This is a genomic window from Shewanella sp. 4_MG-2023 (assembly GCF_030548015.1).
Lineage (GTDB): Bacteria > Pseudomonadota > Gammaproteobacteria > Enterobacterales > Shewanellaceae > Shewanella.
Map to the genome: position 1 here is coordinate 1 of NZ_JAUORL010000003.1, position 25,027 is coordinate 25,027.

Sequence of the window (25,027 nt, forward strand, 5' to 3'; positions counted from 1 at the left end):
ATTTATTATTGAGTTCGAAGACAGAATTGTGAAGCATATTAACTAAATTGCAGTTACACAGAATCTGTTACACCCTCAATGGCAGAACATAACAGGTTATAGCTTCGATTCATCATCCCAATTTACAATTGATGCAGGGACATCAAATATTTTATTGAACATGGACAAAAATGTTCTGTTTTTCCTATCATCTATTGAATCAGGTTCTTTAAAGCTAAACACGGTTTCATCATTTTCTCCAAAAATCACATTTAATCCATCATGGCCAAACTCGGTAAATTTTTCAATTTCTTTTCGTTCTATAGATCTTTCATCCTTAATACCTTCTGGATTAATTTTTGGGAACAAAGTTAACCTTCTTAAGTTTAAATACTTTTGTATTTCTTTATGAAGTGCACCGCCATTAAATAAAAAAACTTTTTTATAATCCTCCTTTAAACGCATAACAGCCCAACTATTTGAACCACCGAGCCAAACGTCACCATCCCATTCTATTTCATTTTGTGATTGATTTATTTTAAGTTCATCAGCAGGTGATATTTTCGTTTTACGTGGGTTTGTATTCTTCCAGCTAGTTGCTGTAGGAAATAATAAATGAAGAGACTCTCCTATGTATTCACCACCTTTAGCGGTAACCAGTGTGTCTGATGTAAATTCTCCTGAAAGAGTGTTTAAGATTATATAGCGTTTTTTCCAATTTATTTTAGTATCGGAAGGAGTTTCATCATCTGGTAAGTCAAAAATATTTATATCATCCTCTATATTATCGGCCATTTCAGAGCTTGTTAAATATTTTACATTGAAATCCAAGTCATTATACATCAATGTAGGAACAAGACTTTTAGGTAAAGTAACAGTAAAATCTTTTGGTGGAACAACAATGGCATAATGCCTTGTTTCAAATTCAGTGATTTGTCCAACAATTAATTTACGAGTGCTACTGTTAAAACTTAAAGGATTGAATAATGAAAGCACTTCCAAAACACTTTGAATAACTTCTCCTACAATGTACTTTTGTTTAGAGAACTTTTCAATTGCTCTTGTTTGTTCATCATTAAAAAAAACACCTTTTTTAGATGATTTATAATTGCTTGCATCTAAGTGGTTTACTATCGCAATAATATATATTTTCTTTAAGCATTCTATAATCCCCTTAGTTTCTTCTTTAAATACTGAAGACATAGTAAGTGAAAGGCCAATGGTTGCAACTCGTACTTTTTTTCTAAGGATATCTTCTCTACCTAAATCTGATTCGTCTAACCTTTCAAAATAATGTATTAATGTCATATGAAAACTTCTAAACAAATTCATATAGTATAATTCTACTTTTGACTCATTCAACTTTGTAGCAATATCGATAAAAAATGAGAATGTCTCTTCATGTGAAAAATCAACACCATAATCAGCACCATAAAAATTAGTAGTATTAATGTCTAGGCTTAATGTTGAAATTATATTCTCAAAATTATGAATCGAAGATACTATCTCTAAATGGTCCTTCACTCGTAACGAATTTCGATATCGCATTACATGCTCTAAAGATTGTTGCCATTCATTAATAAGTGAACTTTGCTTAACATCGCCATGGCTTATTAAATCAGACAACCAGTATGTTAATGCTCGTAACTTATTCCATGAAAAAAAAGTAAGGCAGTCATTAAATCCAGCATCCTTATCGTGTATTGTTAATAATTTAACAAAAGGTTTTAAAATTTCATTTTCACATACTTTTAAATTTAAAGTTCCAGTTAAATACCCTCGACTCAAAATACTAGATGTTAATTTACGAAAACAAACTACAATTTCAATTAATAATTCCGATGATAACTTCTCATTAAATTCAGCTTTACCAAAATTTTTAGATAATGACGCCATTTGCTTTTTGATTTCCATTTCGCTTTTAAAACTTTCATCTCTATTATCTTTTGCATTTTTTATTTCAGCCCAACTGCTATTGAGATCATTTAATAACTTATCCCAGCCGCTATCAATATGATCAATGCATTCTACAGTTGCTTTAATTTGTTTTCTTGCATCATACCCCACTAACATTATCACAAGATTATCCACAGCATAATTCAATTCCATTAAACTTGAGTAGATAGAGTGTTCTTCATTACAACTTTCTTCATTAATTATTTTACCAATCCTAATTCTAATCTCTGATAATTCCGCCCTCTCTTCCAAAGTAATTAAATCATACTGATTGAAATTTTTAATGATTTTGGTGAAGGACTTAAACAAATCCCCCCAATCATCACAACGTTTAATTTTATAAATAAATTCTTGCTTATTTTTCGGGCCATTTAAAAAGATTAATATAAACAAATTTACACAGTATTTTTGAAGCTTTATTAATTTATCATTACAAACGGATAGCGTTTCCATTTCCGCTTCTACTTTATCATTAACCCATTGTATACACTCAACACACTCATCTATATGCCAGTCTGCACTTGAAAAGTTTAAGTATGCTGGACAACGAAAGCAACATAACGCAACTGTTATTTCTAAATAATTTTGAACGTCACCTTTAGGCTTTATATCGTTATACAATCTTAAAATGTCTCGTCGATCACCATTTCCATCTAAATCTCTGAAAAAAGAAGGGCTATCTGTGATTATTTTTTTTACGTTGTCTTCTAAAGCGATGTGTTCTTCATCCTTTCCAAAATTATTTTTGGCAAAAAATGTTTTGACTAACGAATTCCTTTGTTTTAAATTATCAAAATCTTCAAATCTTCCCTCTAAGTAGTTCTCCCAATAAGACCGAGGGAATGAGTCAAAACAAGCTAACAAAGACAATTGCCTTTTCATTTGCAGCTTTTCCTCCCCATTTAAATCACTCGTCAACCTTTCTATTGCAGCATCCTTGCTTTTAACTTTATCTGAAATATACTCAACTAATCTGTTATTAGGCCTTGTGCTTTGAAAGCTTTCAGAGTCCGCTTGAGCCAGAATATCTTTTTTGGATTTTAACGAGAACTCTTCTAAAAAGGCTTGAATTCTACTCCTTACAGCTTGTGGGTGTGTATTATTAGATTGCCCTTTGTATAAAAAAGAAAATATACGTTCGAGTTCTTTTTCTTCATTGGTTTTATCAGTCTTTGTCTTGTCATTATCTAAATATTTTTTAATGTCATATATTAAACCATTATCAACTACAGGTGTTTTCTCTATAGCCGTTGAGATAAATTTAATAGCTTCTGATTCACTAAAACTTTTTATTCTTATAATATTTTCTAGATTGTTCATCACACTAGAATCACGATGTTCATCTGAGTTAAATACTTTTTGTAAATTTTTTGATATTAAAATTACAGAAACCATTTTATTAAAATAAAAGAAAGAATCATCTCCCAAATGATGTAAAGAATTATCGAAAAATGTAGAGAAAAACTCAACAAATGAATCTTTAGCCGAATCTTTTTTAGGCAATAATTCAATGTCAAAAACAAAATAGAACTCTATTTTTTCAAAATTTTTCATACAAAAATCATTTAATTCGAATTTAAATACGTCTAATAATACAGAAGGTGTTGAGTAGAGTGATAAAGGATCATCAAATAATGTCTCTTCGGTTCCTCCAATGGCTTCTCTAAAATCAGAAGGCTTTTTCCCAACCTTATTATACAGATTAGAGTAATACCTTTTCCACTCATTAGCTTTGGGTTTATTACATTCTTTAATGACAAAGGAAACAACTTCAAAAATTAAAAGTGGAATCAATAAAAACATAAAATAATAAAAACCACTTGGATTGTCAGCTTTCATTATTTCAAACTTCCAAGCAATAACAGCCACAATAATAACAAATAAAAGCCTGCTAATTATTTTTACCATAGCTACATAGTACTTTGACTTTTTAAACTCTTGAATTTTCTGAGTATCACGGGTATCTATACAACTGTCATAAAAAAGCTGGAAACCTTCAAAACCGAGGCTACTGTTTAACTTAAGAGTATCATTTGATTTTGTTTTTAAGGTTTCACATTTAATTTGCTTAACAATTTTATCTAAAACTAGCCACCATTTAAGATAAGGTTCATTATCAATAAATAGATTTTCTTTAACTTCAATATTTACAGCTACCCTTATCTTGTCATTTTTATTTTTATTGAGGTATTTTGCTAAAACACTTTTCCCAGCCCCCCCAACACCTCCAAGGTATAGATATTTTGAATGATTGTCTGAGTCTTTTTTATTAATTTTTACAGTAAAAAAATCATCTAATTTTTTTTCCCATTCTTTTCTAGGTACCACAACGTCATCAAGAAGCTTTTTAATTACAGTTTTCATATTCATTTTATACTTCCTTGTAAAGTATTTAATATTTGATATAAAATTACTAATAAATGTATAGAACACTATAAAACCATAGTTCAAATATCGTACAGACACCTATGAAAGCCAAAAAAAGCAAGAGAAAGTAGTACAACACCAGGGCGAACGCATGAGTGTCTAATTTTTACTCACCGCACTCAATCCAGCACTCAATCCAGTCTCTAACATCACAGTGTTCATCATGCAACGCTTCTGCTTTCCAACGATACTGAGTTTGGTTGGCTCTGAACGAAGCATATTCAACCCTATATGGCGCAGGCAATATAGGTTTTCGGCACCGTGGTCTTTATCACAATAACTTGGCCACCCATTCTAAATGGCTAAATATTAAACACTCTACTAGGCTTTAGTTACTGCTTAATATTCGGTGATTGATGATGGCCAGACCTAGAAAAACACTCGTGAGTTTAGAAGATACGCCTTACTACCACTGTTGTTCGCGTGTGGTACGTAAGGCATTTTTGTGTGGGTTTGATAAGTCGACAGGCGAAAACTTTGAACATCGCCGTGAGTGGGTTGATAGCCGCATTATTGAATTAGCGACGATTTTCGCGATTGATATTTGTGCTTATGCGGTAATGAGTAATCATTTACATGTGGTGCTTAAAGTCGATGTGGATAAAGCCAAAGATTGGTCTGATATAGATGTGCTTACCCAATGGCATAAAGGCTTTAAAGGCACCTTGCTGACCCATAAATTTGTTAAAGGTGAAGCGCTTAATGAGTTTGAATTAAAGACGGTTAATGAGTGTATTGCACTATATCGAGAGCGTTTAACTGATATTAGTTGGTTTATGCGTTCCTTGAGTGAACCCATTGCTAGAATGGCCAATAAAGAAGATAAGTGTACAGGCCGTTTTTGGGAAGGGCGGTTTAAATCTCAAGCCTTGTTAGATGATGCGGCCGTACTCGCCTGTATGGCGTATGTTGATTTGAATCCAATTCGCGCGCAAATGGCTGCAACACCTGAAAGGTCAGATTACACCAGTATTCAACGACGCATAAATTCAGCGATTAAAGGTGAGCAACCAAAAGAGTTAATACCATTTGTAGGAAATGAACGTTTAAATATGCCTAATGGACTGATGTTTAGTGTTAAAGACTACATTGTGCTGGTTGAAGATACAGGGCGGATTATTCGAGAAGATAAACGCGGCGTCATTAGCGCGAGTAGTCAGGATATCCTCAATAGGCTGAACATTCCCGCAGAGAATTGGCTTAAAATCACCACTGAGTTTGGCGCTTTATTCAAAGGTGCGGTGGGGGCGTTGCCTGCATTAACAGATTATTGTGAGCATTTAGACCTAAAACGACGACAAGGCGCAGCTAACTGTCAGCGCTGGTTGTGCGCTTAATAAATCATTTCTTAATCTCAAATAAAAGCATTTTCCACTTGATTGATATCAAGCTTTTCTGCTGGATTGAATTTAGTTTATGAGTTAATTTTGGTGATTAATGATGAAATATTCAGTCCTTTGGCTGGAATAATCCCATCAGTTAATGAATGTAGGTGTTAGCAACTCAAATCGAAAGGCGATATGTTATAACTTCAAAATAATGGGTGGCTTTTTAATTTTATTGCTCAAACAATTTAATTAATGAACACTTTGTTTTTTTTATCAACACTTAAACGTTTTTATGTCATTTAGGGATTTACAGCGACCGCAGCTTGTCATATTATTCGCGGCGTTCGGAGAGATGGCAGAGTGGTCGAATGCACCGGTCTTGAAAACCGGCATGGGTTTGTAGCCCATCTAGGGTTCAAATCCCTATCTCTCCGCCATATTCAAGACGAAAGGCTCATCAGGAATGATGAGCCTTTTTTCGTTTAAATCACTAAAAATATTGAAGATTAATACTATTAATTCAAAATTGCTTTATTGCCTAGTATTTAAATTGCCTGTTTTATAGTCACTTATTTACCTTGAGAAGATTGACTCAGTCAATGTCACTGCTTTTCATATGAGCAAGCCCCCAGTAATGTTTGCTCAATATGTTTATCCTCGTTTCTTCTAGCATTTTATGCGCTGATAAGAATATTTACTTTTAATTATGTGTATTGGGGGCGTTTTAGATTATGTGCATCATGCTAAGACTCACCGTATAATGCCAACCTATACAGTTTTTACGATTAAAAGCCATATTATGCCAACTACTAACCAAACGGGTTTGCTAGCGCCTGCTGATAAGAGCGAAATTCATCAGCATTTTAAAATATTTAAACCGTATGGTTTTTTAAGCCAGTTTGTACCTGAAACCCGTAAGAAGAAACATCTACTGGGTGAGCTATTTAATTTCCCCGATAAAACCATGGCCATTGGTCGGTTAGATCATGACTCAGAAGGACTGTTATTACTCACCACTGATGGCATGATGAGTCATAAGATCAGAAGTAAAGGTATAGCGAAAGAATACTATGTACAGCTGGATGGTGATATTACTCCTGAGGCGATTTCATTACTGCAAAATGGGGTTGAAATTGGCATTAATGGTAGTAAATATTTAACCTTGCCTTGTAAGGCGTTCAAATTAGATGAAGAACCTTCGCTTCCCTCTCGGGGTCGTAAAATTCGCGACCCAAGACATGGGCCAACAAGTTGGGTTTCTATTACGCTTTGTGAAGGTAAGAATCGTCAGATCAGAAAAATGACCGCTGCTGTCGGCTTTGCCACATTAAGGTTGGTAAGAGTGAGAATTGGCGATATTCATATTGATAATATGGCTGCTGGTGATGTTGTTAGGCTAACTCATTTATAATGCCGTACTTAATTGCTACCACTTTGTCTGTAGTGGTCAAGAAATATTGGCCACAGTCTTAGAGTTTAACCAGAACAATCGTTCTGATTCATTAGGTGTCAGTCCGCCGTTATATTGATGCGGGCGAAGCTGACAATAATATCCAATTATGTATCGTGTAATTTCTTGCTTAGCTTCTGCAAAGTTACGGTATCCTGTTGGTGGTATCCATTCTGTCTTAAGACTCCTAAAAAAGCGTTCCATTGGACTATTCTCCCAACAATTCCCACGTCGAGATAAACTTTGTTTGAGCTGGTATCGCCATAATAGTTGCCGATATCTTCTGCTTGTATAGTGAGTCCCTTGATCGCTATGGAACATAACATCTTTAGGTTTACCACGACCTTCATAGGCCATCGAAAGCGCTTTGCCAGTTAAACGACTATCAGGTGATAACGACATAGCCCAGCCAATCACTTTACGTGCAAATAGATCAATCACCACAGCTAAGTACATCCAACGGTTACCAGCCCACACGTAGGTAACATCACCAACCCAGACTTCATTCGGAGCTGTGACAGCGAATTGTCGACCTAGGTGATTAGGGATTTCAATATGTTCTAGTGTCGCTTTTCGGTATTTGTGCCTAGGTACCTGGCAGCTAACTATACCAAGCTCTTTCATCAACTTAGTGGCACGATAACGGCTTAGCGAGACACCCTGCTGGCTAACCATATCTGCAATCGTTCTAGCACCTGCCGATCCATTACTTGCAGTGTGTACTTCGCTGACTAGGCTGCGAAGCTTAACCTTATCTGCGTTAATGGTTATTGGTCTCTTTCTCCAATACTTGTAACTACTACGATGAATACTGAACACTTCGCATAATGTTTTTATGCTATAGCTCTGCCTGAGTTTCTCAATTATTAAGAATTGTTCAGTGAGTCCGACATCAACAGAGCTGTGGCCTTTTTTAATATTTCGTTGTGCTCCTGGAGGCGAGCTAGTTGCTTTTTTAACTCTCGAATTTCAACTTGTTCTGGTGATATAGGTGATGCTTTATGCTGCTTACCTTGTCGCTCTTCTCTTAATTGTCGTACCCACTTATCCATGGTTGATTTGCCCACATTCATAGCTTGAGCAGCTTCAACAATTGAGTAATTCTGATCTAGCACGAGTTGTGCAGATTCAAGTTTGAACTCTGCACTAAAAAGTCTTCTTGTACGTTTTTTCATAGTGTCACCTGTTAACTTATGAGGTGATGATATCACCTCTAACTAGGTGGCCAAATTAACTATGCCACTACAGTCAGTAACCTAGCCGATATTCTTACTGTCCGATCAATTGACCTCGCATAATAATCCTTAAGCAAGAGTTCAACCTATTACGAAGGGGTGTAGCGGAAAGGCTAAAGCTGTTAATGATTAAAGAGTCACAGCTTAAATAACTTGATAGAGGGATATTATAAGTTCCATTTTACCCCTCTACTTTATCAATTGGCTATATTCTTAAACCATTGTGATGGTTATTCTGCAGGTAATTCAGTGCTTTTATAAATGGGATCGACCTCAAGTACTGGCGCTGCATCGAGTTCGTTGGCATCCATCATAGAGCCAATACGTTGCATTGATGATAAAAGCTGAGACTGTTCCCATTCTTCTAATGCGCAGAAATTTTGAATAAAATGCTCCTGCAATGGCTTTGGCGCTTCAAGTAAACAAGCCTTGCCCTCATCAGATAAATATAAACTAACCCGTCTTTTATCTTGCTCACTTCGGACTCTTTGAATTAAATTTCTGCTTTCTAAGCGGTCTAAAATGTTAGTCACAGTTGCAGCGCTCAAGTTGATATTTTTAGCCACTTGACTCGCTGTAACACCATTAATACCGGCGATTTCTTGCATGATCATTAATTGAGGCCCGGTTATACCAGACTTTTTATTCAACTGTTTTGAGTGCAAATCAATTGCTCGAATCACTTTACGTATCGATATTAATAGTTCTTCGTATTTTTCCATTGCTTCTTCTAGTTATTAGCCATGAGTGTAGGATAACACTAACCTTATTTTTTATCAGTCCATATTGTCTATTAGCAATAAGTCTTAGCTGCTTTCGAGTCGAATACTAACCATTTTCGCTTTTAAACAATAACCACTTTTAAAAAATGGGATTAACTCAAATGATTTATTTTCATGTCGTAAGAATTAGCGGCCATTAAGCTACTGTAAAATATCAGCTTGGAATTTGCTCGGTTGATCTTAGTGTAATAAGTCTATAACATAATAGTTAGAGTACTAATTATTAGAGGTAGAATTAAATGCAAGGCGAAACCAGTTCATGTGACAGTCCCAGTTATCTGCAACAATTAACAACACGTTCATTTGAAATAGCGAAACATACAGTGGGATTAATATGTTTATGGTTAATTCTTAGTACTTATATTTTTTATCCGCTAACTAAAATAAATAAGGCTGGTAAATAATGGAATATACCTATATTTCATTAGGGGTTTATTTTGTACTCATGTTAGCTATCGGTATCTACGCCGCAAAAACATCCACAGCTAATCTTTCTGAATATATGCTTGGCGGCCGCCAAGTTAGCCCTCAAGTGACCGCATTATCTGCTGGTGCATCTGATATGAGTGGTTGGATGCTAATGGGATTACCCGGTGCCATTTTTGTTTCAGGGTTTGATACTATTTGGGTTGCACTAGGCTTAGTGATTGGCGCATGGGCTAACTATAAACTTGTGGCGCCTAAGCTGCGTTTGTACACCGAAAAAACCAATGACTCGTTAACCTTGCCAGATTTTTTTGGTAAACGATTTGATAAAGAAAATGGTGTTATCCGCCTCATTTCAGCTGTAGTCATCATCATATTTTTCACTTTATACACCTCAGCAGGTCTTGTTGGCGGTGGTAAGTTATTTGAAACCGCGTTTGCAATGAACTATCAAACTGGCGTTGTTATTACCATGCTAGTGGTGGTGGCTTATACCTTGATGGGCGGCTTTTTAGCCGTAAGCATGACAGACTTTGTCCAAGGTGTGATTATGTTTATTGCCCTTATTTTAGTGCCTGTTGTGGCGTTCACGCATTTTGATAGTCCATCAAGTATGATGAATTATTCACTTGAGACGATTCCTTCTTTTAGTGAAAGCTTATCTGGTTTAACTCTGGTATCGCTGCTATCTAGCTTGGCATGGGGACTGGGCTATTTTGGTCAACCGCATATTATTGTTCGATTTATGGCGATAGACTCTGTTAAAAATATCAAAACAGCTCGCCGGATTGGTATGAGCTGGATGACAGTGACCATTATTGGCGCTTTAGCGACGGGTTTAACGGGGGTGGCTTATACGCGTAAATTTGAAGTCACGCTTGCCGATCCTGAAACTATCTTTATTTTCTTTTCTGAAGTGTTATTTCATCCTTTAATTGGCGGTTTTTTATTAGCGGCAATTCTAGCGGCGGTAATGAGTACCATTTCTTCACAATTGCTAGTGTCTTCAAGTTCACTGACAGAAGATATCTATCGTGCTTACAGCAAAAAAGCAGTATCTGATAAAACAGCGGTGAATATTGGCCGACTTTGCGTATTTGGTGTAGCTGTTGTGGCATCTTTTATCGCAATGAACCCATCGAGTAGTATTTTATCTATTGTCAGTAATGCTTGGGCAGGCTTTGGCGCGGCATTTGGTCCGCTGATTTTATTTAGTTTGTTATGGCAAAAGGTGACTTATGAAGGGGCCTTAGCCGGCATAATTACTGGTACTGTGACGGTATTATTTTGGATTTTTGCACCTGTATTAGCTAATGGTGAAACCTTAAGCAGTGTAGTGTATGAAATGCTGCCGGGCTTTTTCATCAGTGCAGTATCGATTTGGTTAGTGAGTTTAATAACCAAAGCGCCATCTGCTGAGATCCAAAAAACATTTAAAGATGTTAATCATCAATTAATTCAACAATTATCATAAGGTCTACTCATGTCTATTAAATCCAATCAACGATTGGTGATAAAGGTGGGTAGTGCGTTAATTGCCCCTGAAAACAACGGTTGTAGTTCGCATCACCTGTTGAGTATTGCGCAATTTATACTTCGTTGTCGTAAGCAGGGAAAGCAAGTTATTTTGGTTTCTTCGGGTTCAGTTGCTGCTGGTCGTCAATGGATTGATATTAAATCACCGTCAATTGCCCTAAAAAAGGCCATGGCAGCAGCCGGACAAACCAATATGATGGCAGTTTGGGATAAGTTATTTGACTTTCCCACTGCGCAAATTCTTCTGACCCATGCTGATTTATGTAATAAAGAACGCTATGCCAGTATTAAAGAAACCATAGAATCCTTATTGGAGCATGGGGTATTACCTATCGTAAATGAAAACGATACGGTGACCTCTGAAGAGTTAAAAGTTGGCGATAACGATAATCTCGCCGCTATGGTTGCGGCATCAACAGGGGCAGATGGCTTAATCCTTTGTACTGACGTTGATGGATTGTTTGATAAAAACCCCCAGCAACATGCTGATGCTAAATTGATTAAAACCATTGATGTTATTGACGAGTCTATTTATCAAATGGCAGGCGGTGCAACCAGCTCAATGGGCACTGGCGGCATGCAAACCAAAATAGAGGCGGCTGAAAAAGCGGTGGCTCATGGCATTGATACTTATGTAGTTAATGGCTTTAATCATCAAACTTTTAGCGCCTTGCTGCAAGATGAAAACCCAGGCTCGCATTTTGTGTCTTGTAAAACCCCGATGTCACCAGAGCAGCATTGGATGACTCATACTGTCCGCGAGCGAGGTGAGGTGGTGATTGAAGATCAACATGCAGCGATTAGTCAGCATGATGATGTGATCACCAGTGCTAGTATTCTTTCGGTAAAAGGCGAGTTTGCAGTGGGTGATACTATTTTAATCCGCACTGATGATGGCTCACAAGTGGCAAAGGCCACATCTAATTACAGCAGTTGTTTGCTTAACTATCTCACTCAACAAGCTAACACGAGTGAAAATGTAGCTAGCCAACCACAAAACAACTCAATCATTTCACCGATAAATCTCGCCGTTTTGCAGAGAACATGAGTTTAATCTTAATATTATCAGCCAATGTATATCACGCCGCTAGGGCACTATTGTAATTGATGCAGTTGATGCAGCTAAGTAACTGACTTAAATTACAAAAATAGCCTTTCTCGTTTGATTGTTGTAATAGATCCTATCGGGTTAAAGGGCTATTAATCACTTACTTTAAGTGGGTTGTTGCCTGTGTGTTTTTAACTTATTGACTCTTTCTCCATACTCACTTTCTTAGCACTTCTCTATCTGTTAATTATATGCACTTACCAATGGCTTATTCGCATCTAATTTATTGTCATAGTCTATGATTAAGGAACGACTCAAGGGAAAACCGAGGAAGTTACCATGGAAATGACACTGCGTTTTTTAGGGGCAACTCAAGAGGTAACAGGTTCCTGTCATTTATTAACTATCGACGGTAAACAAGTGTTGTTAGATTGCGGTTTAATTCAAGGTGGTAGAGCCGTTGAACTTCGGAATCATGAGCCGTTTGCTTTTGAGGCAAGCACTATCGATGCGGTGGTATTAAGTCATGCTCATATTGATCATTCAGGCCGCTTACCTTTATTGGCAAAGTTAGGCTTTGATGGCCCTATTTATACCAATAAAGCTACGGCTGAACTGTGCACTGTAATGCTAAAAGATGCCGCCATGCTGCAACAGCGCGATAATGAACGGCTTAATAAGAAGCGTAATAAGCAACAGCTTGAGCCAATAGCGGCATTATTTGATCAACAAGATGTTGAAAAGGCGATATCGCAGTTCGTGCAGCTCGATTACCAAGTCGAAAACCCAATCGTGCCCCATGTTAGTGTAAGACTGTTTGATGCTGGGCATATTTTAGGCTCGGCTATTGTTTCGTTACAACTAAGTGAGGGCAGTCAGCAGAAAACCATAGTCTTTAGTGGTGATCTTGGCCGTGCAGGCATGCCGATTCTACGAGACCCTACCTTAATTGATAATGCTGATTTAGTCTTAATGGAAAGTACTTATGGTAACCGTTTACACCGTAGTTGGGATGAAACCATTGCTGAGTTAAAACAAATTTTTGCCAAAGCGATAACCGAAAGTCGCGGCAATATATTGCTACCAGCATTTTCGGTGGGGCGAGCACAAGAATTGCTGTATTTATTTCATTTGTATGCCAAAGAGTGGGATTTGTCTCGTTGGAAAATTTGCTTAGATAGCCCGATGGCTATTGAAGCGACTCGGGTGTATATCAATAATTACCCGTTAATGGATGAAGACTTTAAACGCTTTACCCGCATGCATCCAGGTGAGCACCCACTATTATCTAATGTTGAGTTTACCCAAAGCACAGATGAGTCAATGCTGCTGAACGAAGTACATAAGGGGCTGATTATCATTGCCGGTAGCGGTATGTGTAACGGCGGGCGAATTCGTTGCCATTTCGAGCATAATTTATGGCGCCCAGAATGTGATGTCATTATTTGTGGTTATCAAGCAGAAGGCACACCGGGCAGAGCGCTGGTAGATGGTCAGCCTGAACTGACTATTCGCGGAAAATCGGTTAAAGTTGCTGCTAAGTTGCATACCATAGGCGGCTTGTCTGCCCATGCCGATCAAGCTGAATTACTGCGCTGGTATCGTCATTTTAATCATCAACCACCATTGATATTAGTCCACGGTGAAACCACGGCGCAGCAAGGGTTAGTGGATGCAATACAGCAAGATAAATCATCTGCCCCCCAAGCGCTTGCGATAGCAGCCCATGGCGATAAACTGGATTTAAATGGCCTACCACAACTGGTTTGGTGTTGAATGGCGTTATCCAGCGGTGCTGTAATTGAGCAATGCTGTCATTGAGCAATAGTGTTTTGTGCTGACGTTGACTGCGAATGCACATTAATACATATGTTCATTACAGCCTTTCCCAATGACAAATTATCATTGTTGTTGCTTATGTCATTGCCACATGGATGATTATCAAGACTATAATGTCGCTATCCACTTTATCTGCGAAGCTCACTTGTGAAACATTGGTTTTTTTCAAAACAAACATTGCCGTTTATATTGTCATTGCTCTTTATTGGGCTAATGACCACCATTGCTATTATCTACAGTAAAAATAATTTCGTGGTTGACTCCAACCTAGATCGTCTCGTTCAACAAAATGCCCCATGGAAGGACAACTTAACTAAGACGGTAAATGAATTTGGCGACTCTGAAAATGGTCTGGTCATTGTGGTTTCTGGTGACAATCATCAGCAAGTACAAACTATGACTGAAGCGCTACAAGCAGACTTTTCTGCACAGCCCTTATTTAACGACGTATTTGCGCCAGCAACCTTGCCATGGCTTAAGCAGCAAGCCTTGTGGTTATTACCCGAGCAAGACTTTATTGATTTTAATGCCAATGTTGCCAGCATAATGCCAAAACTTCAGGCGGTCATGTCAGTTGAAGCTAATGGCACTACTGGGCAAAATGATGCTGGGATACAATTATTAGCACAATTAAATCATGCTATTGAAACTGATGACATTAAAGCCGCGAAGCTGTTAATTAACGTATTAAACCAACTGGCGGCAAAGCAGGGCAGTGTTGACTGGTTTGAGGTATTGATGCCACCAAGTCGTGGTACTATTTATCAAATTATCACCTTAAATGCACAGCCTCAAAACGATCAAAAACAGCCGAATAAATATATCATCGAAACCGCACAAAATATTATCCATCAATACAGTGATAATGACGCAGTGCAAATTCGCATTACTGGTCAGACGGCGTTGGACTATGATGAAATCAGTGACGCCAATAATAGCGTAACCTTAGCGGGGACCATGTCGCTGATAGGCTTGATTGTAGTATTGGGATTTGGTATTCGCTCTTTGCGCATAATCGTTGCCAGCTATGTGGCCGTGATTATTGGGTTGGTGTGGACGCTCGCACTTGGATTATTTTTGGTTGGTTCATACAACACCATTTCCATTGTATTTTTGGTGATGTTTATTGGTTTAGGTGTCGATTTTGCGATTCATTTTTGTCTGCGATTACGAGAAGAGCAAGCACTACAGCCTACCAATTATGCCAGCTTGATTGCGGCAATTCGCGGCACTTTTACGCCACTTAGTTTGTGCGCATTAACCTCTGCCATAGGGTTTCTTGGCTTTTATCCTACAGCTTATACCGGGCTTGCTGAATTAGGGGTTATTTCAGCGGCGGGGATGGCAATGGGGTTGCTGGCAACCTTTATCGTTATTCCGACTTTTTTCTTTATTTGTGGCTATCCTCGAGCGCATGGTTTTAAGGCTAACATAGCGACTGAAGAGGGTGATACTCAGTTCCAATATGCCAGCGACGATGATTTCTGGTTGCCTAAACATCACAAAATGGTAGTTTTTTTGGCCGTGATAGCCTTAGCTATTTCTGGCTATGGTGCCAGTAAAATGGAATTTGATTTCTCGACTTTGGTATTAAAATCGGTGAAGTCTGAATCGGTTAGAACCCTTGAAGAAATTCAACAACAAGGCTTAACCTCAAGCTATCAAATGATGATGCTAGCGACATCACGACAACAAGCGGCCAAGTGGCAATCACAATTGTCTGGTTTAGCTGAAGTGAGCAATGTGATTTCAATCAACTCTTTTTTAGCCACTGATCGCGCGTCCAAACAGGCAGCATTGTTGCAAACATTAGCAGCCGCCAATGCGCCAATAGAGTCATTAGATAGCCTTGCAAGCTTGCAACAAAACCTAGTCAGAGCTGATTATGCCCAAGGCGTGATTGCGCAACGTACCTTAGATTGGCTTAAAAATAATGATGAATTCACCCTTGTGAGTCAAATTAATCAACATGCATTGGCGCCATTACAAGTTATGCAGCAAAGTTTAACTCAGTTATTGCAAGCCCCAATTCCAAGCTATGATGATATTCCTACGGTGTTAGCTCAGCGATATAAAAACGAGCAATATTTATTAGTGGTGGCTTACCCTGCTGGCGATATGCGTGATGTGAAACAGCTGGATAGATTTATTAAGCTTGTACAAGACGTAGCGCCCAATGCAACCGGAAGACCTGTAGCCGAGCAGCAAGTGGGTAATATTATTATTAACGCATTTTTGCAGGCAATCACTTATTCACTATTACTGATAGCCGTCATTTTGTTGCTAGCGCTAAAACATAAGCGCGATGTTATTTTGACTTTTATACCGCTGTTATTAACCACCTTATCAACTATGGCTGTTGCCCATTGGAGTGGACAGGCGCTAAATATGGCCAACATCATTGTCATTCCATTGATATTTGGCTTGGGGGTCGATAATGGTATTCACATCGTTGAGCGCTTTCGGGCGGTGGGATCTGCGAGGGCCTTTTATCAATCATCAACCCCAAGAGCGGCAGTACTAAGTTCACTAACCACAATGGCGACCTTTGGTTCTTTGTTACTGGCCGATCACCGAGGTATGTATAGCATTGGTTTTTTACTCACCATCGCCATCGGCTTTCTACTTTTCTACAGTTTAACGGTATTACCCGCTTTATTGTTTAGTGTGAAAAAGATGCAGCCCGGCTATTCGTTAAAATAAGCTTATTATGGTCTTTGCTTAAATTTTTATTATTTAAAAATGCTGATAGGGACATTGGCTTGTTTAATCCTGATGCAAATCTTAAGCGATACTCAATTATAACTAGCACTTAAGCTAAAAACGTAAGCAAGCCATTTTCATCGCCAATATTTTACTGTCGAATTTCTACATATCACCAGCGTGTTTTTTACATGTCACTTTTGCGCTTTATAAATAACCTCTGTGCCTAAAATTGTGAATTTGTAATACAAAAGGCTACTATTCCTAACAGTGCTGATAATAGGTTGGTAACAACTTGTGGCGCCTTTGCTTACATCTCAAGGGGTTTACGCTCTTATGTTGAACGAATGCGTAACATTCGCAAGCAAATAGGCGGTAAATTAGCGAGTTTTTGCTGTGGTTTATATCATTTTGATCTAGATCTCAATTTACAAACCTGTGCTATTTTACAATATTGTATTACTTATTAAGGCTGTTAATTGAATTTATACTGGGTACATGAGTGGCTTTTTAATTCGATGTATCATAGCTATGATGTGAGGGTTTATTGTAATGACTGCTAAAAATCTGCTTTTGTGTGGCTGTGTCGCTCTGTTTACTTGCTCTACCGTTTCTGCTGCATCATTTAACGTTCGTCAAGAATTTCGAGCTGAGTCTGGTGAGTCGACTCGGGTCAAAATAGGTAGCAGTATTGGTAATTTTAATTATAGTGGCGAGTTAAAATTTAAGCCTGTAGATGGTTCTGATAGGAAGTCTAGCCAAAATAATGGTTGGGAGTTAGGTTTAGATTATCGCTTTAAAATTAACGATAACTGGACCATAGTGCCAGGGATGCCCATTGAGGCCCGTGAAAAAGGAATGACCTATAAACCGCAAATTCGAGTAAACTATGCCGTTGACAGCATTCAAGGTTTAACCATTACAGCTCGTTATCGTCATGACTTTTATAGAAATAATTCCGATGTTGATAAGCAGCGTCATCGATTGACCACAGGTTTTGGTTATACCACTCACGATTGGAAATTTGGTTTTGAAGCTGATTTATATAAGGCCGTTGATTACAATATTTATGACAATGGTGATACCAATTATGAGTTGAATCTAACCGTAGCTCGTAAGATAGGCCAGTGGACACCTTATGTTGAATTTGGTGATATTAATGTCAGTAATGATAGCCCTGATCGTGAGCTACGTACTCGAATAGGGTTAACTTATAGTTATTAAGATATAATAATTTCATCCAGCGTTAGTGGTCATTTAGTTTTATCAATATATTCACTAAGCTTAGGAATGAAGGTTTATCTGCAAAGGTAAGCTTTCTGCAAACTGATATCGCTTTAGATAGTTATTGAAAAGTTAATTCCTATCACGACAGATAATTATTCTGATTAACCTTTAAAACTGAATCAGTTAAAAAGGGCGGTTAATGCTACTGGTGTTGATGACGTATCAGGTTGTGAAAATCGAGCTTCAAATTTATCGATAGTTTCAGGTTTGCCACACAAATATCCTTGATAGTGACTGCAGCCTTCTTTTGATAAAATCTGTCGCTGTGATTCATCTTCTACCCCCTCAGCTATCACGGTTAAACCCAAATTATGTGCCATTGCTATGATGGTGCGGACAATTTCTTGATCGCACTTATCTTCAACCAAACCATCGACAAAAGATTTATCTATTTTAAGTTGGAAAAGAGGTAATTTTTTCAAATATTGTAAAGATGAGTAGCCGGTTCCAAAGTCATCCAGTGAAAACTGAATGCCTAATGCAGCAATTTGGTTCATTTTTACTATGGTTTTATCGATATCATTTAATAGAATTGATTCGGTTAATTCTAGCTTCAGTAATTCAGGGCGAACCTTATGGTATGTTAATGCGGATTTTATTGTTGCGACAAAATTGTCTTGGAGAAATTGTCTCGCACTGACATTGATCGCTAAGGTGAGTGATTCAGTTGAGCTATTTTGCTGCCATAATTGCAGTTGTGCACAGGCGGCGTCTAATACCCAATGACCAATTGAAATAATCGAACCATTTTGCTCTGCAACGGGAATAAACTCTACCGGAGGAACAAGACTCCTGTTGGGGTGATTCCAGCGCAATAGCGCTTCAGCACCTAATGGATTGTTATGCTTGTCTACTTGAACTTGGTAATAAAGTTCAAATTGTTTATTTTCAATAGCATGATTTAATTCTGCTTCTAGCGCGACGCGATTAGAGATATTGGCTTGCATTTGGGGGTCAAAAAATCGCATTGAATTGCGGCCATCGTCTTTAGCTTTATACAAGGCGATATCGGCTTGTTTCAGTAATTCTTCAACGGAGGTATTTTTGTTTTTAACTAAAGTAATACCAATACTGGTGCTAATGGAATAATCATGGCCATTTAGTTGATAGGGTAAATTAATTGAGGCGAGTATTTTTTTGGCAATATCTTTGCTTTGTGTGGCAGCTATAGTGGATTTACCACTTAATGCTTCAATTAAAATTACGAATTCATCGCCGCCAAAACGAGATACTGTATCGCTTTCTCTAATGCACTGTACCAGCCGTTTTGCCACTTTTTTTAGGAGTATGTCTCCCATATCATGGCCTAAGGTATCATTGAGGGTTTTGAAATTATCAAGGTCTAAAAACAGTAATGCCCCTTTTTGGTTATGACGGCTGTTTGTTAATAAAGAATGATTGAGGCGGTCCATAAGTAAACGACGGTTTGGCAGTCGAGTTAATGGGTCAAAATAAGCTAAATCGGCAATTTTTTTCTCAGCTTGTTTATTAAGGGTGATATCACAGATGGTGCCGACATAATTGGTAATGACAGAATTATTATCAGTGACCGCAGTGATAGTGAGCTTTTGTGGGTAGATATCGCCATTTTTTTTCTTATCCCAAACTTCACCCTCCCAATAACCGTGCTCTTTGATTATTTTCCACATCTGTAGGTAAAACGGCTTTTTGTGTTTGCCGGAAGATAAAATACTCGGATTTTGACCAAGGACCTCATCGGCATCATATCCGGTAATCCTAGAAAAGGCGCGATTTACGCGTAATATTTTGTTATTGGTATCAGTGACCAGCATGCCTTCTTGGGTTTCAAAAGCGGTTGCAGCAATCCGCAAATCTTCATGCGTTTTTCTCAGGCTACTATCACGGTTAAATAAGTTTCTTAGGACCATTGTGGCTGTAATGCAGCCTGACAAAATCGTAAATAGTGAAAATGCAGTAAATAGGATCCACAATGTAGTATGTGACTTTTCACTTCTTTGTTGAGCCTGTATTACTAAATTAGCCGCTTTGTTTGAAGAGTAGTCAACGATATAGTCCATTCTATTCATTAAAGCTTGATACAAGGGGGTAGCCTGATTTTTTATCAGTTTTTCAGCATTTGTAATGTCATGGTTTATAAGCAATTCAATAATATCTTGTTGAATGCGCTGAAGCTGTAAAGTAAATGAAATTGCCTCAGTGACTTTGGTCATATCACCTAAAAAATTTGTTTGGATGATGTTTAAATTATCAGCCAATGTAGTTTGTATTTTGTCGGTCTCAACAACAAAGGTGTCACGCCTAATATTACTTTGGTCAATGAGGCTATAGAGTAGCTGGTTTCTTAGGGTTGTAATTGATTGTCGTGAAATACGCGCAGCGGCGTTGACTTGAAAAGGGTGTTGGTAGATTTTATTGGTTTGAGAAGTAAAGTCATGTATCTCATTGTTTAATTGAAATGCGAATGACAGCAAACCGGCAAAAACAAAGGTATATCCTGACAATGTAATCAATAAAAGTTTGGCATAAGGCCTTAAAAATTGTCCTAATGACATAAAGCATCCCGAATCCATTCATAAGCTTATAATAAACTATAGTCGCAACTACCTCATTATGCGGGTAATTCACCAATAATATTTAAAAAACTCGAGCTAGCGCTCATTTGCATTTCAAAATCGCTTATATTTTCCTAAACCAGTGATGAAAAACTTAATCTAAATGAGCTTTATGCCATTAGTTATACTTTTTATGTCCAACTATTCTGTTAAATCACAAATAATAACCACTAGGAAATATTGCTTATTTCTATGCTGGCGACTTGGTTTCTTCCATTCGATTTAGCAAGATACAGTTGCTTATCAGCAAGTTCCAATAACATACCTTGCTGCATATCCTTATGGGGTACAACGGTAGCTACGCCTGCACTGATGGTGATGTAGTCTGATACATTTGAAAAGCCGTGTTCGATTTTTAGGGCGTTGATGTTATCGACAATTGATTTGGCTTTATGTTCAGCGCCACAAAAATCAGTTTGTGGCAAAATACACACAAATTCTTCACCGCCGTAACGTGCCACTAAATCACAAGGACGTTTCAGTGTCTGTTGTATTGTTTTGGCAACCTGGGCTAGGCAGTTATCTCCTTGCTGGTGGCCATAGTTATCGTTGTATTGCTTAAAGACATCAATATCTAACAGGATGATGGAAATAGGCTCTTTTTCACGAACACAATGGCGCCAATTTGCGGCAAAACGCTGGTCAAACTGGCGTCTGTTAGCGACACCCGTTAACGCATCGTACATGGCAAAAGAGCGCAATAAATCCGATTGCTGTTTGAGCCTCAATTGATTTTTAACTCGGGTTTTGGTGATGATGGGGTTAATAGGTTTATGAATAAAATCTACTGCGCCAAGTTGAAGTCCTTTTACCTCAGTGGCTTCTTCAAAATGAGCTGTAATAAATATAACGGCGATATTGGCCGTGAGTGGATTCGCTTTGAGTTGTTTGCATACTTCAAAACCATTTACTGTCGGCATTTCTATATCAAGTAATACCATATCTGGTTGTAAACCCATGCATACGTCGATGACTTGATCGCCATCGGTCGCCATGAAAATATCATAGTCTTCTTGCAATAATTTTTTAATTATTTTGACATTAACAATTTGGTCATCGACCACCAAAATTTTGCCTTTAACGTCATGTTGGGACACAATGAGGTCTGAAATTTCCATTTATAACCCTTCTATAATCCCATTTACGCGAACTAATTAGGGCTGCTAACACAGCGCTACTGTTAGTCGAGTAAATGCTGATTTTCTATTAGTTTAATAAGCTCAATCCTTGCTCTACTAAATTAATATTAGCAAACATCCTTTAAAAAGCATCAGCGTTAGTTATGTTTCGGCGAAATAGCGGTTTTAACTAATCCCATAGGAAGCGTGATGGTTTAGTTTTACCGAGTGGTTAGACTGTTGTTAGCTCTTTATTGATTAGTTCAACTGTGGTGACTTCACATTAGGTATCTCGAGATAGCGGTAATATCAGTAGCGATACTTTTTAGAACTTAAAGTGAGATAAAAATCCTATTTTTGAAATTATATGGGGTATTAAAAGCTTAATCCAATGGAGGAAATGCTTATCAATCAGTGAACGTTTTTGTACAGCTCAATAGACAGAAAAACATCTAAATCACCTTTAACTAGCAGGCAAAGTAGCAGAAAGTGGAAGATCAATTTGTCAGTGGCATTATTGCTTGGTAACAGTGGCAGTAATTGTGGTTATTGCTCTATTAAATGAACCTAATGATGGTTAAATGAATAGGTTCATTTCGCATATTTTCTATTTAGTTTTTATTTATGAGCATTTAAGTACTTAATTTAGCTAGAAATTAATTTAACCTGTTTAAGCATTTAGTCATGGTTTTCAAAATGAGTCGCTTGCAAAAAATGACGCTCTACCGCAGCTTGGTAGGGCGCATCTATGCCTACGTAAGCGGGACCAAAAGCCTGTAAGCCTTTTTCGGTGACAAACTCTTTTGGTGCTGGCAGTACTATAACGGCAACATTGACGCCATAACTGACATTGGGGTTAGTGATAGGGCTATTGCTATCCATGTCTAGGCAGCAAATTAAATCAGGAATAGTGACATCAACAACGCCATTTAAGCGACTGACTAAATTCTCATTTTTTACTTCAATATGGTAACGGTCATTGAGATGTTGGCCTGTGCCATCAATAAATATGTCCCCAAGGGTAAAACCGTCTTGGGTTTTAAATTGATATTTGGCAATCGAACCTCTAAAGGCCACATAGCCACCACCATGGCTGGCAATGGCATCGGCGATGTCTTGGTTGTTTTCTTTGGCTAACCGGTAGGCTTTACCTATTTCAAGTGACTTAGATATGGTGCCTTTAATCACCGCATCTTTAACCTGCTCTATGGGCATCGCATGATCGATAGCAGCAATGTCGTTACGGCTTATCATCGATAAGGCTCTTACCACGTTTTCGGCGCGTAAATCATCAATAACATTTTCACAAATAAAGCATTCGCCAAACTCGTTGGCGGTGACAATGGGCGCAGCAGGGATGTTATTGAAATAGTAGGTTGAATGGGTTATTTCAGGTACCGCACGACCTGCCACATCGGCGTCAATAATATAGCCATTAGCCATGGCGGCCACGTAAAACGAAATAGCGGTATTTGAGCCGCCTAATTCACAGCAAATGGTGCCATAAAACTCATCGCCAGTGTATTTTTCTAACCGTCTAAATGCGGTCATAATCGATGAGCTGCTGCTTTTAGGTAAGCGGGTATATTGCTGTTCTTCTTCAGGTGTCATTGGTGATAATGCCCCTAGCATATAGGGGGTGCAAATCTTTTTGCCCTGGGGCACATCATCAACACTAACAAGCTTAAATGTCTTACCTTCATCCAGTGCTTTATCAATATAGTAAAAGCCTTCATCTAGCTCACCGCCACCGCCTGTGCCTAATATAGCGCAGCCGTGCAAGATATCTGATAGGTCAACTCTTGTTAGTGTTTTCATAAATAATAGCTCTTAAACTTAAACTTTTTATGGTGTTGATCTTATGCCAACGCTGCAAAATTTGTGTTCCATTTGTGCCGCGAAGCAAAAACATTCCTATGTATTTACTGGCTTAAGCAATGGATTTTTTTGCAAAAGCTTGCATCAATAAATAGTAGGTTGGCGCGGTGACTAAAATGGCGTCGCATACTTCAATACCTGTGATGGTGATTAGGCCATGATTGGTCAGCATTGAGGTTGCAATTCCCACAGCCCAGGCGATAACGGCAAGGTAATTAACCGCCGCAACTTGGCTTAATTCACTTAACAGGTAAGATTGTTTATTACGTACGATGAAAAAATCCACCACATAAATCGCCGCAACAGGGGTGAAGATAATCGATAGGCTAAATAAGAAGTCAGTAAAATTAGCCAGTAAATTAAATGAAGCGATAATCGTGCCTAATACGCCTGAAACCACGATGATTTTCCATTCTTTCCAGCTAATATTTATGGCGTTAAAACCCAGCGCGGCGCTGTATAAATTGACCACGTTGGTGACCCAGCTCGACATGATGAGCAAGATAAACGCTAAAGTGCCAATGCCTAATGTGAGCATGACAGCCAGAATATCACTTTGTTGCACCGCAATACCTGCCATGGCTGCAGCGATATAAACGAAGCTGTTGAGTACTAAAAATGGCAGAAATGAAGCGATAATGGTGTCATTGGTGGTTTTTGCAAACCGGCTAAAGTCAGGCATTAATACCACGCTGACAATAAAACTGCCGACAACGGCTGATACCGCTTCACCAAAGGTGAGTTCAATGCTGTTAAACTGAGTAACTGCATCTGGGGCGATGACATAACCGACACTTTTATAGAGCATATAAGCCACTAACATAAATAGAATCGGCACGAATAAACTGGACAGCTTTTCAATCAGCTTAAAGCCCCAAATAGTGGTGAGGGTAATTAACATTCCGGCTGATACTTCTAATAGCCACAATGGCACTGTCACAGTAAATAACTGTTGAAACAGGGCTTGAGAGACTTCGCTAAACAGATTGATGTTAACCCCATACCAACCCAGTAAAGATAATACAAACGCAAGGCTGAGCAGGTTTGCTCCTTTGCGGCCAAAGACAAATTTCATGGTCATGCATGAGGTTAGGCGGTTGTGCATGCCAACTAAGCCAGTGACAGTGCCAAGTACTGACAAAATAATGCCGCCAATAATAAAGGCGTAAATACTTTGGCTAAGGCCTAACGCGCCGCCAAGCTCAAGCCCGGTGATTAGACCCGGCACGGCAAATGCCAATCCACCGTTTATCATGCCAATGCGCACGCCGCCGACGGTTTTATCTTGCGGCACGGGGCGAGTGGCATAATCATCAAATAGATCATTGTTTGCACTATTTTTAGAGCTATATTCAGAGCTATATTCAGAGCTTGGCTTAGGGCTGTGTTCTTGGTTGTTTCTTGCGCAGTATTCAGCGCTAGGTGTCAGACGGTTAGGCAT

Annotated in this window: 14 protein-coding genes, 1 tRNA gene and 1 pseudogene; 8 read left to right on the forward strand and 8 right to left on the reverse strand. The window is 38.4% G+C overall.

Annotation, left to right across the window (positions count from 1 at the left end; all coding sequences use genetic code 11):
* Nucleotides 1-96 precede the first annotated feature (96 nt).
* Nucleotides 97-4,305: a hypothetical protein gene (locus Q4546_RS02000; protein ID WP_303445587.1), complete on the reverse strand. Its 4,209-nt coding sequence runs from the start codon at nucleotides 4,303-4,305 to the stop codon at nucleotides 97-99.
* Between the two features lie 156 nt (nucleotides 4,306-4,461).
* A pseudogene (locus tag Q4546_RS02005) lies at nucleotides 4,462-4,632 on the reverse strand (ISAs1 family transposase); the annotation flags it as partial.
* Between the two features lie 89 nt (nucleotides 4,633-4,721).
* Here Q4546_RS02005 and Q4546_RS02010 point away from each other — a divergent pair.
* The 3 genes from Q4546_RS02010 to Q4546_RS02020 all read left to right on the forward strand — a co-directional run bounded on the left by Q4546_RS02010 (nucleotide 4,722) and on the right by Q4546_RS02020 (nucleotide 7,101).
* Nucleotides 4,722-5,699, forward strand: a complete 978-nt coding sequence (locus Q4546_RS02010; RefSeq protein WP_303445644.1) for a transposase — start codon at nucleotides 4,722-4,724, stop codon at nucleotides 5,697-5,699.
* Nucleotides 5,700-6,036: 337 nt separating this feature from the next.
* Nucleotides 6,037-6,127 (forward strand) — tRNA-Ser (locus Q4546_RS02015).
* 362 nt (nucleotides 6,128-6,489) lie between these two features.
* Nucleotides 6,490-7,101: a pseudouridine synthase gene (locus tag Q4546_RS02020; RefSeq protein WP_303445588.1), complete on the forward strand. Its 612-nt coding sequence runs from the start codon at nucleotides 6,490-6,492 to the stop codon at nucleotides 7,099-7,101.
* Between the two features lie 36 nt (nucleotides 7,102-7,137).
* Here the strand turns inward: Q4546_RS02020 and Q4546_RS02025 are convergent.
* Both Q4546_RS02025 and Q4546_RS02030 read right to left on the reverse strand, forming a co-directional pair.
* A protein-coding gene (locus Q4546_RS02025; RefSeq protein WP_303445589.1) for an IS3 family transposase occupies nucleotides 7,138-8,315 on the reverse strand; the annotation gives its coding sequence in 2 pieces (ribosomal slippage) (nucleotides 7,138-8,048 and nucleotides 8,048-8,315; 1,179 coding nt in all).
* A gap of 290 nt (nucleotides 8,316-8,605) precedes the next feature.
* The gene (locus Q4546_RS02030; protein WP_076543138.1) at nucleotides 8,606-9,097 is read right to left on the reverse strand and encodes a MarR family winged helix-turn-helix transcriptional regulator; all 492 of its coding nucleotides are present in this window, start codon (nucleotides 9,095-9,097) and stop codon (nucleotides 8,606-8,608) included.
* A 463-nt stretch (nucleotides 9,098-9,560) separates the two neighbouring features.
* Between Q4546_RS02030 and putP the strand changes: the two genes are divergently transcribed.
* The 5 genes from putP to Q4546_RS02055 all read left to right on the forward strand — a co-directional run bounded on the left by putP (nucleotide 9,561) and on the right by Q4546_RS02055 (nucleotide 17,933).
* Nucleotides 9,561-11,057, forward strand: a complete 1,497-nt coding sequence (gene putP / locus Q4546_RS02035) for a sodium/proline symporter PutP (RefSeq protein WP_102476444.1) — start codon at nucleotides 9,561-9,563, stop codon at nucleotides 11,055-11,057.
* Nucleotides 11,058-11,066: 9 nt separating this feature from the next.
* Entirely contained in the window at nucleotides 11,067-12,167 is a 1,101-nt protein-coding gene (gene proB, locus Q4546_RS02040; protein ID WP_102437067.1) for a glutamate 5-kinase, read from the forward strand.
* A gap of 339 nt (nucleotides 12,168-12,506) precedes the next feature.
* Nucleotides 12,507-13,943 carry an MBL fold metallo-hydrolase RNA specificity domain-containing protein gene (locus tag Q4546_RS02045; RefSeq protein ID WP_303445590.1) on the forward strand — a complete coding sequence of 479 codons (1,437 nt, stop codon included), beginning with the start codon at nucleotides 12,507-12,509 and terminating at the stop codon, nucleotides 13,941-13,943.
* Nucleotides 13,944-14,153: 210 nt separating this feature from the next.
* Nucleotides 14,154-16,709: an MMPL family transporter gene (locus tag Q4546_RS02050; protein ID WP_303445591.1), complete on the forward strand. Its 2,556-nt coding sequence runs from the start codon at nucleotides 14,154-14,156 to the stop codon at nucleotides 16,707-16,709.
* 552 nt (nucleotides 16,710-17,261) lie between these two features.
* Entirely contained in the window at nucleotides 17,262-17,933 is a 672-nt protein-coding gene (locus Q4546_RS02055) for an oligogalacturonate-specific porin KdgM family protein (protein ID WP_102437072.1), read from the forward strand.
* 182 nt (nucleotides 17,934-18,115) lie between these two features.
* On the opposite strand, the gene Q4546_RS02060 is transcribed toward Q4546_RS02055, so the two are convergent.
* From Q4546_RS02060 to Q4546_RS02075, 4 genes are all read right to left on the reverse strand, one after another.
* Nucleotides 18,116-20,530 carry a bifunctional diguanylate cyclase/phosphodiesterase gene (locus Q4546_RS02060; protein WP_303445592.1) on the reverse strand — a complete coding sequence of 805 codons (2,415 nt, stop codon included), beginning with the start codon at nucleotides 20,528-20,530 and terminating at the stop codon, nucleotides 18,116-18,118.
* A 230-nt stretch (nucleotides 20,531-20,760) separates the two neighbouring features.
* On the reverse strand, nucleotides 20,761-21,708 hold the full coding sequence (locus Q4546_RS02065; RefSeq protein ID WP_303445593.1) for a diguanylate cyclase: 948 nt from the start codon (nucleotides 21,706-21,708) through the stop codon (nucleotides 20,761-20,763).
* A gap of 678 nt (nucleotides 21,709-22,386) precedes the next feature.
* On the reverse strand, nucleotides 22,387-23,526 hold the full coding sequence (locus Q4546_RS02070; protein ID WP_303445594.1) for a DUF917 domain-containing protein: 1,140 nt from the start codon (nucleotides 23,524-23,526) through the stop codon (nucleotides 22,387-22,389).
* A gap of 112 nt (nucleotides 23,527-23,638) precedes the next feature.
* Nucleotides 23,639-25,027: a cytosine permease gene (locus tag Q4546_RS02075; RefSeq protein ID WP_102476437.1), complete on the reverse strand. Its 1,389-nt coding sequence runs from the start codon at nucleotides 25,025-25,027 to the stop codon at nucleotides 23,639-23,641.